This is a genomic window from Mycobacterium barrassiae (assembly GCF_025822765.1).
Taxonomy (GTDB): domain Bacteria; phylum Actinomycetota; class Actinomycetes; order Mycobacteriales; family Mycobacteriaceae; genus Mycobacterium; species Mycobacterium barrassiae.
On sequence record NZ_JACKUK010000016.1, the window covers coordinates 551,160 to 565,180 of the forward strand.

Consider the following 14,021-nt stretch of genomic DNA (forward strand, 5'->3'; position numbering starts at 1 on the left):
CGTGACCAGCGCCCTGGTCGCATCGCTGGCGGCGCCGCTGAGAGCTGTCCAGTCGATGGTGGGCCCCGGGTGGACCGACGATCCCTTCGGTGGTCCAGCGGCGTCGCTGGCCCGCGCGCGTGACGCGCTTACCGACATCGCGGCGGCCACCAGGGGGTCATGGGCAAGAACGAGCTGGACCGGCGCGGGCGCCGACGGGGCCGCCGACTTCATTGTCAGAACGGCTGAGGCCATCGACCGGCTCGCCGAGAACACCGATCAGATGACCGGCGCGGCGCGGGCTGCTGGTGCCGCGGTGGCGCGGGCGCACGCCCGGTTGGCCGAGATCGTCGCCAGCTTCGACGCGCGCGCAGCAGCGCTGGAGCCGTTCCTGGACTCACCGGAGGCAGCCGCCGCGCTGCGGGCCGAGGCGCAACGCGCGCTGGCCGAGGCCGTCGCCGTCGTGGAGGAACTCGAGGCTGAGCTGGACGGGCACACCACGACACTCGCCCACCCCGCAGCCGCCACACCGCCACCCGCTACGACCGCGCCCGCCGGGGTCGGGTCCTCTGCGATGCCATCGATGGGGTCGATGGGTGGCGGTGCACCGATCAAGCCGATGCCAAACGAATCGTCGACGTCGGGTTTCGGTGGCCTCGCGGAACTGTTGAAGCCGGACGCCACCGCATCGTCGCCTGAAGCGGCCACGTTCGGCGACGGGGTCGCCATCCGACTTCCCGACGGCAGCACGGTCACCGCACCGAATGCGGTGGCAGCCAGCGCCGTCCGGCACGCCCTGACCCAGTTGGGAGTGCCGTATGACTGGGGCGGCACCACACCGGGGGTCGGCCTGGACTGCAGCGGACTCACGCAGTGGGCGTATTCCGAAGCAGGACTGAACCTTCCGCGACTGGCGCAGGAACAGGACGTCGGTGCCCGTGTGTCGGCCGGTGATCTTCGGCCGGGCGACCTCGCGGTGTGGGACGGCCATGTCGCGATGATCGTCGGAAACGGCACCATGATCGAGGCGGGTGATCCGGTGAAATTGTCGCCGATCCGAACCGACAACGCGAGTCAGGGGTTTCAAGGATTCTGGCGGCCCACGGAATGATCAGGAATCCCAGATCGGGCCGAAGGCCGGAATGCCGCGCTCCTCTAGGCCGTGCACCACCGACCAGGTGACGGTCCGGTTCGAGACGCAGATGACGGCTTCGGCGCCGGATTCGACGTATGCGGCATAGGCCAGTTGCAGCACGTCGGGCTTGCCCCGTTCATCGGTGTCCCAGATCAGCGCGTCGGGTTGGGCAGCCTCGATTTCGTCGACGAACGCATCGCCGTAGGTGCGGCGCGGATTCTTCGTCACCCACACCAGCCGGGACGGAACCGTCGTGTCGAGGAGGTGGCCCAGCACCGGCCCGATGCCGCTGCCGGTGGCGACCAACACGACCTTGGTGAACAGCCGGCGCACGTTGGCCACGCCGACGGCCGGGATCCCGCGCACCCACACATGTGTCGGCGGTTCGTCCACAAGAGCAGACGTCCAGTCGCCGGCGCGCGAGACCAGCATCCGGTAACCGTTGTCTCCCGCGGGTGCGGGGACGTTGGCGAAGTGGTGCCACCCCACGAAGCGACGACGGCTGATCGGGCGGGTGGTGCCCACAGCAGGCACTACGCCGTGCTCGAGACGCAGGATCACGGCGTGCGACGACGGGCGCTCGTAGGTGATCGGTACACGGCGCAACAGCAGCCACGGCCAGAGGGCGAGCGCCACGCTCAGCACGACCAGCCAGAACGACGGCGCGGTCAGGAGCGCCGAGCCGAACCACTCATCGCCTCGGTGGGTGTTGACGAACAGCATCGTGTTGAGCCACACCAGCACCAGCGCCACCCAGCCGCAGAACCGGTGGGTCACCTCGAAACGGTCGTGTTGCGCGGCGCGCAGCCGAGGCAGCGCCATCACGACCATCACCGTGAAGGTGGTGGCGATGGTCGCGCCAAGGATCATGTGTGCGTGCGACGCCGCGCCGACACCGGTGACGGCGTCGCGGACCATCGACACCACGAGCGCCAGATACCAGAGCGTGCCGGCAAGTGCGGTGCCGACGTGCAAACCGCCGAAGCGGTAGTACTTTCCGAGCGCCCACCGCACGCGCAGCGGCCACGACGTGGGCGGCCGGGTCACCAGCCATGCCAACGCATTGAGTATGTACTGCTGCCGAAAGATCACCGCGGCAGCGAGATTCGTTTGCGCGGTGAGAGCGATGGCGCTCAGATCGGTGCCGTCCGATGTCCACCAGTTCGCGTCGGTGGCACCGTAGACAGCCCAACCGAGGTTCACCGCCATCACGCCCGCGGCCAGGCGGTTGTAATGCATCGCTCGCGGATGCTTGGGGATCCGCCGGACCAGCGGCAGGCGTGGCGCCATGCCCGGACTGTCGCAGCCGACGTCGGGCCTGACGAGTAGCGCGGCTGACATCCTTGTAACGACCCCTAATCGGTGAGTGGACCCTGGCGGCGAACACCAGAATCTCGGGGCCTGCTTGGCGGATTCTCAACAAATCCTTGGAGCCAAGATCAGCGCGCCCACCCGCGCTGCCGACCTGACCGGCAAGGTCGATGGCTATTCTGTGCGCCATGGCTGCTGACATCGTGCCGATCCGGCTTGGGCTGACCAAGGGCGACCTCTACACGCTTTGGGCGCCGCGGTGGCGTGATGAGGGCGACGAGTGGGAGGCGTTCCTCGGAAAGGACGATGACCTCTATGTCTTCGAAACCGTGGCCGACCTGGTCGCATTCGTCAGGACCAACACAGACAACGACCTGACCGACCATCCCGCCTGGGAAAAGCTGACGCAGGCCAACGCGCACCGCCTCGACCCCACCGAGGAGCGGCAGTACGACATCGTCGGCGCTCCGGAGCTGGCGGCGGAAAAGCCCAGCGAGGAGACGGTGACCCAACTGCACCGGGCGCTGGCCATCACGTCGTCCATCGGATCGGTTTGCGAGCTGCCCGCCATCAGCAAGTTCTTCAACGGCAACCCGGGACTGGCCCAGCTGGGCGGCGGCATCGCCGCGTTCAGCGGCCGGGCCGGCCGCAAGCGTTGGGCCGAGATCGAGACGGCGATCGCCCGCAGCTGGGACAACGTCGTCGACGCCATCGATGAACTGGTCACCACCCCCGACGTCGACGAGGCCGCGTCGAAGAAGGCCGCCGAGGAACTGGCCGAAGATCCGCCGGAACCCGAGGAAGAGGAGATCGTCGAGGAGCTCGAGGAGAGCGACGAGGACGCCGGCGACGTCGAGGAGACCGACGAGCTCGAGGATCACGCCGGCGGCGCGGTGCTCGGCAGCGACGACGACTTCTGGGTCAAGGTCGGCATCGACCCGGTGCGGATCATGACCACCGGTGGCACGTACTACACCCTGCGGTGCTATCTCGATGATCAGCCGGTCTTCCTGGGCCGCAACGGCCGGATCAGCGTGTTCGGATCCGAACGGGCGCTCGCGCGATACCTGGCCGACGAGCACGACCACGACATCTCCAACCTCGCCACCTACGACGACATCCGCACGGCGGCCAACGACGGGTCACTCCGCGTCAACGTCACCGACGAAAACGTGTACGTACTCACCGAGATCGTCGACTACCTCGCGGAGGGACCCGACGCGATCGACCGTGACCAGCTCGACCTGGCGGTCGAATTGCTCAGGGACGTCGGCGATTACGCCGAGGACACCATCGTCGAGGAATCCCTGGACGCCGACCAGCCGCTGGGCAGGATCGTCGCGTATGTGCTCGATCCCGACAAGGTGCGCCGCCCGACGCCGCCGTACGCCAAGGCCGTCGAGCAGTGGGAGGCGTTGGAGGCCTTCGTCGAATCCAGGTTGCGGCCCGAATAACGTTAGAGCTCAGTCGCTTTCGGGTGACGCGGCTCGTAGAGGCCGAGGTCCCCTCCGCCGGGGAGCCTGATACTCGTCAGCAGGCCCCAGCCCTCGTCACTGACCGGACCGCACGTCACGCCCTTCGCGTTGAGCTCATCGATGGTGGCGTTGACGTCGTCGCACATCAGGTACAGCTCGTGTGACCCCGCACCTTCGGTCGGATGCACGGCCACCTCGGCGGGCGGCAGTTTGAAGATCAACCAGCCACCGCCCGCGTCGACGTGCGGATAGCCGAGCACGTCCCGGAAGAAGGCGCGGTCGGCGTCGGCGTCGCTGCTGTAGATGATGACGTGGGCCCCGGTAATCACGAACGTCACGGTACCGGCGCACCGAGGCCGACGTCAGCCGATGAGGACAGCGAAGCGTGGCTTGATCACGTCGTCGATGATGGCCAGTCGCTCGTCGAACGAGATGAAGGCCGACTTCATCGCGTTGATCGTGAACCGCTGCAGGTCACTCCAGCCGTAGCCGAAGGCCTCGACGAGGCGCCACATCTCGTCGCTCATCGTCGTATCGCTCATCAACCGGTTGTCGGTGTTGACGGTGACCCGGAACCGCAGCCGGGCGAGTAGGTCGAACGGATGCTCGGCGATGCTGGCTACCGCTCCGGTCTGCACGTTCGACGAAGGACACAGCTCGAAGGGAATCCGCTTGTCCCGCAACAACGCGGCCAGCCGACCCAGCTTCGCCTCCCCGTCCTCGCTGACGGTGATGTCGTCGACGATGCGCACACCGTGACCGAGGCGGTCCGCGCCGCAGAAGGCGATGGCCTCGTGGATGGACGGCAGCCCGAAGGCCTCCCCCGCGTGAATGGTGAACCGGGCATTGTTGTCGCGCATGTATTCGAACGCATCGAGGTGACGGGTCGGCGGGTAGCCGGCCTCCGCGCCCGCGATGTCGAATCCGACCACGCCGCGGTCGCGGAATCGGATTGCCAGCTCGGCGATTTCCTGTGACCGCGCCTGATGCCGCATCGCCGTGACCAGGCATCGCACCACGATGAAGCGGCCCTCGGCGTTGGCGGCCTTCTCCCCATCGGCGAACCCCGCCAGCACGGCCTCGACAACCGCGTCCAGCGACAGGCCGCCGTCGATGTGCAGTTCGGGTGCGAACCGGATTTCGGCGTACACCACGTTGTCGGCCGCCAGGTCCTCGACGCATTCGTAGGCCACCCGGTGCAGGGACTCGGGTGTCTGCATCACCCCGACGGTGTGGGCGAACGGCTCCAGATAGCGCACCAGCGATCCGCTGTGGGCCGCGGTGCGAAAGAACGACGCGAGTTCGTCGACGTCGGTGGCGGGCAGATCGCCATAGCCGGTCGCCTCGGCGAGCTCCAGTACGGTGGCCGGCCGCAATCCGCCGTCGAGGTGGTCGTGCAACAGCGCCTTGGGGGCCTGCCGGATGTTCTCCAACGTCAGCGGCAGTGAACCAGAAGGCGCCATGTCAATCTCCGCTCGTGATCCGATCGATGATCAGCGGCCGCTGCTGCGGCGGCTCGTCACCGATGCTGAAGGCGCCGTCCAGTTCGGCCAGTGCCGCCTGGAAACGCTCCGGCGTCTCGGTGTACAGGGTGAACAACGGCTCACCGGCGGCGACGGGCTCGCCGGGGCGACGGTGGATGCGCAGGCCGGCGCCGGACTGCACGCGTCCACCTGGGACGGAGCGGCCCGCACCAAGCCGCCACACTGCAAGACCAACCGACATCGCATCGATGCTTTCCATCGTGCCACTTCGCGGGGCGGTGACGGTCTCGGCGTGGGCGCCGATCGGCAGCGGGTGGTCGAGGTCGCCGCCCTGGGCGCTGACGAGCTCGCGGAATCGGTCCATCGCTGTGCCGTCTTTCAACGTCTGCGCGGGATCGGTGCCGTCGACGCCCGCCGCATCGAGCATCTCGGTCGCCAACGCCAGCGTCAGTTCCACCACGTCTGCGGGGCCGCCCCCGGCCAGCACCTCCAGCGACTCGGCGACCTCGACGGCGTTGCCCACCGTTCGGCCCAGCGGTGTTTCCATATCGGTGAGCAGGGCGCGGGTCATCAGCCCTTCCGCGGCGCCGAGTTCGACCATTGTGCGGGCCAGCTCACGGGACTCGGCCTCGGTGGCCAGGAACGCACCAGAGCCCACCTTGCAATCGAGCACCAGCGCCTTGGCGCCTTCGGCGATCTTCTTGCTCATGACCGAGCTCGCGATCAGCGGCAGCGACTCGGTGGTGCCGGTGACGTCCCGGAGCGCATAGATTTTCCGGTCGGCGGGTGCCAACTCGCCAGCGGCGAAGATCGCCGCACCAAGATCGCAAAGCTGTTGGCGAATCTGGGCTTTGGACAGCTCAGCGGTGAAACCGGGAATGGATTCCAGCTTGTCGAGGGTGCCGCCGGTGTGGCCGAGCCCGCGGCCCGCCGCCTGGGGCACCGCACCTCCGCACGCCATGACGACCGGGACCAACGGGATGGTGATCTTGTCGCCGACCCCGCCCGTGGAATGCTTGTCCACCAACGCCAGTGGCTTTCCATCGCGGCGCAGATCTGTAAAGTCCATCCGCTCGCCGGAGTTCACCATCGCCGTCGTCCAGCGCACGATCTCGGCCTTGGTCATGCCGCGCAGGAAGATCGCCATCAGCAGTGCCGACATCTGCTCGTCGGCCACCCGGCCATGGGTGTAGCCGTCGATCACCCAGTCGATCGCCTCGTCGGACAGCACCCCACCGTCGCGCTTGGTCCGAATGATGGTTGGAGCGTCGAATGTGAACTGCATCACGGGATTACGGTACTTCTTCGTGCGGGATCTCCCGGCGGGCCAGGTCCTGCGGCCCGAACGCATCGGGCAGCAGCTCGCCCAGCGTGCGCGGCCCCAACGGATGATCGATCAGCATTTCCGCACCGCCGTGCTCCAGCAGGACCTGTCTACACCGCCCGCATGGCATCAAGATCTCCCCGGCGGCGTCCACGCACGACAGCGCAATCAGCCTGCCACCACCACCGGAATGCAGGGCGCAGACCACTGAACACTCGGCACAGAGACCAAGACCATATGAGACATTCTCCACATTGCAGCCCGAAACGATCCGATGATCGTCGACCAGCGCCGCCGCTCCGACCGCGAAGCCCGAATAGGGGGCATACGCATGCACTGTTGCTTCAGTTGCCCTGTGCCGCAACATCTTCCAGTCGATTTCGGATGTCATTTCACCCTCGCCCACTCGACTCTGAATGCATTCCGAACTCCCGTCGCACCGCCGGCCACGTGAGGAAGGTAACCCTAATTTTGGCCATTCTGCGTGCACCGACGGTCAAACGGTAGTTCGTTTAGCAGTACAACTGGGATTAGAGTCGCCCCGAGGTTTGGGGCAGTGGTCCACGACCGGTCTGATTGCGAGCCTGTGGGACCCCCGCCCCGAGCGTCCACCGAAGGCGTTGGAGGCCAAATGAGTACTGCAGGGAGCGCGACGGTGCCGGCTCCGCGACCCGAACCGTCGCGCAGACGCACCCTTTATCGCGGTGACCCCGGAATGTGGTCCTGGGTGCTGCATCGCATCACCGGCGCCACCATCTTCTTCTTCCTGTTCGTGCACGTGCTGGACACAGCGCTGGTGCGGGTCAGCCCGCAGGCATACAACGAGGTCATCGAGACCTACAAGACCCCGATCGTCGGTCTGATGGAGATCGGCCTCGTGGTCGCCGTGCTCTATCACGCCCTCAATGGCATCCGGGTGATCCTCATCGACTTCTGGCAGAAGGGCCCGAAATATCAGAAACAGATGTTGTGGGTCGTCATCGGCATCTTCCTGGCGGTCTTCATCCCCGCGCTCGGCGTGATCGGGATGCACATGGTGGAGCGGTTCCTGTGACCGGGCCGGCAGGAGCCTGGACTCCGCATCACAAGGAGGGCCGCATCGCCCCGGTGATGGAGAAGGAGCACGACCGTCCGGCCAGCCTCGACCATCCCCGTGCGCCGCGGCGTCCGCGCGGTATCCCCTACTTCGAGAAGTACGCGTGGCTGTTCATGCGGTTCTCGGGCGTCGCTCTGGTGTTCCTGGCGCTCGGCCACCTCTTCATCATGTTGATCTGGGATGGCGGGGTGTATCGCATCGACTTCAACTATGTGGCGCAACGCTGGGCGTCGCCGTTCTGGCAGATCTGGGACATGGCGCTGCTGTGGCTGGCGATGATCCACGGCGCCAACGGCATGCGGACGATCATCGGCGACTACGCGCGCAAGAACGTCACGAAGTTCTACCTGAACTCGCTGTTGTTGCTGGCGACCGGCTTCACGCTCGTGTTGGGAAGCTACGTGCTGGTCACCTTCGACGCGAGCATCTCCTAGGGGGCCCTACATGATCCAGGAACATCGCTACGACGTCGTCATCGTCGGCGCAGGCGGCGCGGGAATGCGGGCCGCGGTCGAGGCCGGCCCCCGGGCCCGCACGGCGGTGCTGACCAAGCTGTACCCGACCCGCAGCCACACCGGCGCGGCGCAGGGCGGCATGTGCGCGGCACTGGCCAACGTCGAAGAGGACAACTGGGAGTGGCACACCTTCGACACCGTCAAGGGCGGCGACTACCTCGCCGACCAGGACGCCGTCGAGATCATGTGCAAGGAAGCCATCGACGCGGTGCTTGACCTCGAGAAGATGGGCATGCCGTTCAACCGGACCCCGGAGGGACGCATCGACCAGCGCCGGTTCGGCGGCCACACCCGCGATCACGGCAAGGCACCCGTGCGCCGCGCGTGCTATGCCGCCGACCGCACCGGCCACATGATCCTGCAGACGCTGTACCAAAACTGCGTCAAGCATGACGTCGAGTTCTTCAACGAGTTCTACGCACTCGACATCGCGATCACCGAGACGCAGTCCGGTCCGGTCGCCACCGGCGTCATCGCCTACGAGCTCGCCACCGGCGACATCCACGTCTTCCACGCCAAGTCGATCGTGTTCGCCACCGGCGGGTCGGGCCGGATGTACAAGACCACCTCCAATGCGCACACCCTGACCGGCGACGGCCTGGGCATCGTGTTCCGCAAGGGACTTCCGTTGGAGGACATGGAGTTTCACCAGTTCCATCCGACGGGCCTGGCGGGCCTGGGCATCCTCATCTCCGAGGCCGTACGCGGTGAGGGCGGCCGGCTGCTCAACGGCGACGGCGAGCGGTTCATGGAGCGCTATGCCCCGACGATCGTCGACCTGGCGCCGCGCGACATCGTCGCCCGCTCGATGGTGCTCGAGGTGCTCGAGGGCCGCGGCGCCGGACCGAACAAGGACTACGTCTACATCGACGTGCGCCACCTCGGCGAGGACGTCCTCGAGGCCAAGCTGCCCGACATCACCGAGTTCGCCCGCACCTACCTGGGCGTCGACCCCGTCAAAGAGCTCGTGCCGGTCTACCCGACATGCCACTACGTGATGGGTGGCATCCCGACGACGGTGAGTGGACAGGTGTTGCGCGACAACGTCACTCCGCTGCCTGGCCTCTACGCGGCCGGCGAATGCGCATGCGTTTCGGTGCACGGCGCGAACCGGCTGGGCACCAACTCGCTGCTGGACATCAACGTGTTCGGGCGGCGAGCAGGCATCGCGGCGGCCAACTACGCGTTGGGCCACGACCACGTCGACCTGCCACCGGATCCGGCGGGCATGGTGGTCGGCTGGGTCGGCGACATCCTGTCCGAGCACGGTAACGAGCGGGTCGCCGACATCCGCGGCGCGCTGCAGCAGTCGATGGACAACAACGCCGCGGTGTTCCGCACCGAGGAGACGTTGAAGCAGGCGCTGACCGATATCCACGCACTGAAGGAGCGGTACTCGCGAATCACGGTGCACGACAAGGGCAAACGCTACAACAGCGATCTGCTCGAGGCGATCGAGCTGGGCTTCCTGCTGGAGTTGGCCGAGGTGACCGTCGTCGGTGCACTCAACCGCAAGGAATCTCGCGGCGGCCATGCCCGCGAGGACTACCCGAACCGCGACGACACGAACTACATGCGCCACACCATGGCCTACAAGGAAGGCACGGAGCTGCTCTCCGACATCCGGCTGGACTACAAGCCGGTGGTGCAGACGCGTTATGAGCCGATGGAACGGAAGTACTGACATGACGATCGCTCCCGAGGTCTCGACGAAGGACCCCGAACTGCCACCGGTGCCCGAGGGCGCGGTGATGGTGACGTTGAAGATCGCGCGGTTCAACCCGGAGGATCCCGACAGCGCGGGCTGGCAGAGCTTCCAGGTGCCGTGCCTGCCGTCGGACCGGCTGCTCAACCTGCTGCACTACGTGAAGTGGTATCTGGACGGCACGCTGACGTTCCGGCGCTCATGTGCGCACGGCGTGTGCGGCTCGGACGCGATGCGGATCAACGGCGTCAACCGCCTGGCCTGCAAGGTGCTGATGCGCGACCTGCTGCCCAAGAAGCCTGGCAAGCAGCTGACCATCACCATCGAGCCGATTCGCGGTCTGCCCGTCGAGAAGGACCTCGTGGTGAACATGGAGCCGTTCTTCGACGCCTACCGCGCGATCAAGCCGTACCTGATCACGACGGGCAACGAGCCGACGCGCGAACGCATCCAGAGCCAGACCGACCGCCACCGCTACGACGACACCACCAAGTGCATCCTGTGCGCATGCTGCACCACCAGCTGCCCGGTGTACTGGAGCGAGGGCAGCTACTTCGGTCCCGCCGCGATCGTCAACGCGCACCGCTTCATCTTCGACAGCCGCGACGAGGGCGCCGCCGAACGACTGGACATCCTCAATGAGGTCGACGGGGTGTGGCGCTGCCGCACGACGTTCAACTGCACCGAATCGTGCCCGCGCGGCATCCAGGTGACGCAGGCGATCCAGGAGGTCAAGCGCGCGCTGATGTTCGCGCGTTAGAGCGATTTCGGCGTGCTGGGTCACGCTCAGCGAGACTTAACACGCCGAAATCACACACTTGCTGTCACACATCGACGGGCTTGCGCCGTCTAACGAGTATGACGCAAACACCACGTATATCGCCGGTAACCCCTAAACAAGCCTCGCTCATGACGAAGCTCCTCTACCGGGTCGCCAAGCGCAGGTTCGGCGAGGTGCCCGAACCGTTCGCCGTCGCCGCACATCACCCGCGGCTGATGCTCGCCAACGTGGTCCACGAGGGCATGCTGGGGTCGGCGTCGAAAAAGCTGCCGAAGAACGTGCTCGAGTTGGCCGTGTTCTGGACCGCACGCACGGTCGGGTGCTCATGGTGCGTCGACTTCGGGTCGATGCTGCAGCGTCTCGACGGCCTCGACGTCGACCGGCTAAAGCACATCGACGACTACGCCACGTCACCGCTCTTCACCGACGACGAACGCGCCGCCATCAACTACGCCGACGCGATGACCACCGACCCGCACACCATCACCGACGAACAGGTCGAGGACCTCAAGCGCCGCTTCGGCGACGACGGGGTGATCGAGCTGACGTACCAGATCGGTGTGGAGAACATGCGGGCGCGGATGTACTCGGCACTGGGCATCACCGAGCAGGGCTTCAGCTCCGGCGACGCGTGCCGGGTGCCGTGGGCTTCAGAGGACTCGGACGCCGCCGAGGACGCAGCGGCGAAGCGGTGAACTTGTCGGGGTTGGCGATATCCCAGATCGCGCAGACCTTTCCGTCGCGCACCGTCATCGCCGTGACGCGCGGCATCACCTCGGGGTAACCGTCGTTCGCCGGTGATCCGACGAGGTAGCTGCCCAGCTGGCCGTTGATGTTCGCCAGCTGACTCGACGACAGGAAACCCGGCCCGTAGCGAGCGGCCAGCCCGAACAGGAACCGTGCGACCTTGTCCGGACCTCGGATGACCCGCGCGGCGGTTGGCGCTTTGCGATTCGAGTCGCCGGTGAACGTCACCTCCGGATGCAGAAGGCGCACAACGGCTTCCATGTCGCCGGCGGCGAGGGCGAGCATCAGCGCGCCGGCCACCTCGTTGTGCATCTCGTCGCTCACCGGCGGGGGCGCCGTCGCCACCGCCCGTCGCGCTCGCGATGCCAGCTGACGCGCGGAGGCCTCGCTGACGCCCAGCACCGAGGCGATCTCCCCGAACGGCACGGCGAAACCGTCGTGCAGCACGAACGCCACCCGTTGGTCGGGGTTCAGCTTCTCCAACACCACCATCGCGGCGAAGCGCGCGTCCTCCCCCGCTACGACCGCCGCCAGCGGGTCGTCGCTGTCGAGGGGTGTCACGACCGGTTCGGGCAGCCATTCGCCGTAATACGTTTCGCGGCGATGCGAGGCCGAACGCAACCGGTCCAGCGCCAGCCTGCTGACCACCGTCGTCAGCCAGGCCCGCAAGTCGGTGATCTCTGCGGTGTCCGATCGGTCCCACCGCAACCACGCGTCCTGGACGACGTCCTCCGCGTCGACGACGGTTCCCGCCAACCGGTAGGCGACAGACAGCAGGTACGGCCGCAACTCCTCGAACTCGTCAATGCGCGTGCTTCCCGGGGACCGGGTCATACGCCAAGTCTAGAACCGCACCACGCGTGACTGATTTCGTTGCGATGAAGCCCGGATGAGTCGATTCCCGCGTTGAACCCACACAGAAACCACGGAACCGTATATTCCGCACATGGCAATCAAGGAACCCGACGCCCCGGTCGTCGGTGACAAGGGCCTGCAGGCGGGTGCCCTCGGTCTCGTGGGCAACATCGTTATCGGCCTCGCCGCCGTGGCCCCTGCGTACAGCCTGGCCGCCACGCTCGGCTACGTCGTGCTCGCCGTCGGCGAGAAGGCACCCTCGATGTTCGTCCTCGCGTTCATCCCGATGCTGCTGGTCGCATTCGCCTACAAGGAGTTGTCGCAGGACACTCCGGACTGCGGCACCACGTTCACCTGGGGCACCAAGGCATTCGGGCCGTGGATCGGCTGGATCGGCGGCTGGGGCCTGGCCGTGTCCGCGATCATCGTGCTGGCCAACGTGGCCGAGATCGCGGCGATCTATCTGTTCAGGTTCCTCGGCCTAGACGATCTCGCCGACAGCATTCTCGCCAAGGTGCTGCTCGGCGCGTTCTTCATCATCGCAATGACGCTGATCAGCGCTCGCGGCATCGTGGTTTCCGAGCGGTTTCAGAACGTGTTGATCGCCATCCAGTTCGGCGTGCTGATCGTCGTCAGCATCATCGCGCTGGTGCGGGTGTTCTCCGACACCGCGGGCGCGCAGGCGGTCATGCCGCAGTGGTCGTGGCTGTGGCCCAGCGGTCTCGACGTGTCCTCGATCGTGCAGGCGATCATTCTGTGCATCTTCATCTACTGGGGCTGGGACGCCTGCCTAGCGGTCGGCGAGGAGACCAAGGACCCCGGCCGTACTCCGGGCATCGCCGCCGTGATCACCACGCTGATCCTGGTGTGCACCTATGTGCTCGTCGCCTATGCGGTGCAGTCGTTCTCCGGCTTCAGCGATGTGGGCATCGGCTTGAACAACCCGATGAACACCGACGACGTGCTGACCGTGCTCGGCAAGCCGGTCGCAGGCACCATCGCCGCGTCGCTGCTGTTGCTCACCGTCTCGATCTCGGCGCTGTCGTCCACCCAGACGACGATCCTGCCGACCGCACGCGGCACGCTGTCGATGGCGGTGTACGAGGCTATTCCGAAGCGCTTCGCCCGCGTGCATCCGCGTTACATGACCCCGGCTTTCGGCACCATCGTGATGGGGCTGGCGGCGCTGTTCTTCTACATGCTGCTGACGTTCCTTTCGGAGAATGCGCTCGCCGACTCGGTGGCATCGCTGGGGCTCGCGGTCGCGTTCTACTACGGCATCACCGCGTTCTCGTGCGTCTGGTACTTCCGGCGGACGTTGTTCGCGTCGGCCCGAAACCTGTTCTTCCGCGGCATTTTCCCGCTGGTGGGTGGGCTGGCGATGACGTTCGCCTTCGGTATCAGCGCCAAGGACATGATTGCTCCCGATTACGGGTACACCGCGTTCGGACCGGTCGGCGGGGTGTTCGTCCTCGGCGTCGGCATGCTCGTGCTCGGCATACCGCTGATGCTGGCGTGCTTCGCATTCGGCACCAAGCGGTTCTTCCGCGGCGAGACGCTCACTGCCGAAACCGAAGTCAAGGTGCTCGACGTCTACTGAAAGCGCGGGAAAAG

14 protein-coding genes are annotated in these 14,021 nt (G+C 66.3%); 8 read left to right on the forward strand and 6 right to left on the reverse strand.

Going from position 1 to position 14,021, the window contains the following annotated elements:
* The first annotated feature begins 1 nt into the window (after nucleotide 1).
* Nucleotides 2-1,090: a C40 family peptidase gene (locus H7J93_RS08550; protein ID WP_267305832.1), complete on the forward strand. Its 1,089-nt coding sequence runs from the start codon at nucleotides 2-4 to the stop codon at nucleotides 1,088-1,090.
* Here the strand turns inward: H7J93_RS08550 and H7J93_RS08555 are convergent, their stop codons facing one another.
* Nucleotides 1,091-2,404, reverse strand: a complete 1,314-nt coding sequence (locus H7J93_RS08555) for an FNR domain-containing protein (RefSeq protein WP_267305833.1) — start codon at nucleotides 2,402-2,404, stop codon at nucleotides 1,091-1,093.
* Nucleotides 2,405-2,613: 209 nt separating this feature from the next.
* Here H7J93_RS08555 and satS point away from each other — a divergent pair, with 209 nt between their 5' ends.
* The gene (gene satS / locus H7J93_RS08560) at nucleotides 2,614-3,879 is read left to right on the forward strand and encodes a protein export chaperone SatS (protein ID WP_267305834.1); all 1,266 of its coding nucleotides are present in this window, start codon (nucleotides 2,614-2,616) and stop codon (nucleotides 3,877-3,879) included.
* 2 nt (nucleotides 3,880-3,881) lie between these two features.
* On the opposite strand, the gene H7J93_RS08565 is transcribed toward satS, so the two are convergent.
* Genes H7J93_RS08565 through H7J93_RS08580 form a run of 4 tightly spaced genes read right to left on the reverse strand, consistent with a single transcriptional unit; the run spans nucleotide 3,882 to nucleotide 7,099 of the window.
* The gene (locus H7J93_RS08565) at nucleotides 3,882-4,229 is read right to left on the reverse strand and encodes a VOC family protein (RefSeq protein WP_267305835.1); all 348 of its coding nucleotides are present in this window, start codon (nucleotides 4,227-4,229) and stop codon (nucleotides 3,882-3,884) included.
* A gap of 33 nt (nucleotides 4,230-4,262) precedes the next feature.
* Nucleotides 4,263-5,363, reverse strand: coding sequence for an adenosine deaminase (locus H7J93_RS08570; RefSeq protein WP_267305836.1), 1,101 nt, complete (start codon nucleotides 5,361-5,363; stop codon nucleotides 4,263-4,265).
* Nucleotide 5,364: 1 nt separating this feature from the next.
* Nucleotides 5,365-6,672 carry a thymidine phosphorylase gene (locus tag H7J93_RS08575; RefSeq protein ID WP_267305837.1) on the reverse strand — a complete coding sequence of 436 codons (1,308 nt, stop codon included), beginning with the start codon at nucleotides 6,670-6,672 and terminating at the stop codon, nucleotides 5,365-5,367.
* A gap of 4 nt (nucleotides 6,673-6,676) precedes the next feature.
* On the reverse strand, nucleotides 6,677-7,099 hold the full coding sequence (locus H7J93_RS08580; RefSeq protein ID WP_267305838.1) for a cytidine deaminase: 423 nt from the start codon (nucleotides 7,097-7,099) through the stop codon (nucleotides 6,677-6,679).
* Between the two features lie 240 nt (nucleotides 7,100-7,339).
* On the opposite strand from H7J93_RS08580, the gene sdhC reads away from it, so the two are divergent.
* The 5 genes from sdhC to H7J93_RS08605 all read left to right on the forward strand — a co-directional run bounded on the left by sdhC (nucleotide 7,340) and on the right by H7J93_RS08605 (nucleotide 11,500).
* Entirely contained in the window at nucleotides 7,340-7,762 is a 423-nt protein-coding gene (gene sdhC, locus H7J93_RS08585) for a succinate dehydrogenase, cytochrome b556 subunit (protein WP_267305839.1), read from the forward strand.
* A gap of 56 nt (nucleotides 7,763-7,818) precedes the next feature.
* On the forward strand, nucleotides 7,819-8,238 hold the full coding sequence (locus H7J93_RS08590) for a succinate dehydrogenase hydrophobic membrane anchor subunit (protein WP_267305967.1): 420 nt from the start codon (nucleotides 7,819-7,821) through the stop codon (nucleotides 8,236-8,238).
* A gap of 10 nt (nucleotides 8,239-8,248) precedes the next feature.
* Nucleotides 8,249-10,003, forward strand: coding sequence for a succinate dehydrogenase flavoprotein subunit (gene sdhA, locus H7J93_RS08595; RefSeq protein WP_267305840.1), 1,755 nt, complete (start codon nucleotides 8,249-8,251; stop codon nucleotides 10,001-10,003).
* Between the two features lies 1 nt (nucleotide 10,004).
* On the forward strand, nucleotides 10,005-10,784 hold the full coding sequence (locus H7J93_RS08600; RefSeq protein ID WP_267305841.1) for a succinate dehydrogenase iron-sulfur subunit: 780 nt from the start codon (nucleotides 10,005-10,007) through the stop codon (nucleotides 10,782-10,784).
* 98 nt (nucleotides 10,785-10,882) lie between these two features.
* Nucleotides 10,883-11,500, forward strand: coding sequence for a carboxymuconolactone decarboxylase family protein (locus tag H7J93_RS08605; protein ID WP_267305842.1), 618 nt, complete (start codon nucleotides 10,883-10,885; stop codon nucleotides 11,498-11,500).
* On the opposite strand, the gene H7J93_RS08610 is transcribed toward H7J93_RS08605, so the two are convergent.
* The gene (locus H7J93_RS08610; RefSeq protein WP_267305843.1) at nucleotides 11,421-12,386 is read right to left on the reverse strand and encodes a sigma-70 family RNA polymerase sigma factor; all 966 of its coding nucleotides are present in this window, start codon (nucleotides 12,384-12,386) and stop codon (nucleotides 11,421-11,423) included. The two genes, H7J93_RS08605 and H7J93_RS08610, sit on opposite strands and share 80 nt — an antisense overlap.
* Before the next feature lie 112 nt (nucleotides 12,387-12,498).
* Here H7J93_RS08610 and H7J93_RS08615 point away from each other — a divergent pair, with 112 nt between their 5' ends.
* Nucleotides 12,499-14,007, forward strand: a complete 1,509-nt coding sequence (locus H7J93_RS08615; RefSeq protein ID WP_267305844.1) for an APC family permease — start codon at nucleotides 12,499-12,501, stop codon at nucleotides 14,005-14,007.
* Nucleotides 14,008-14,021: the final 14 nt, after the last annotated feature.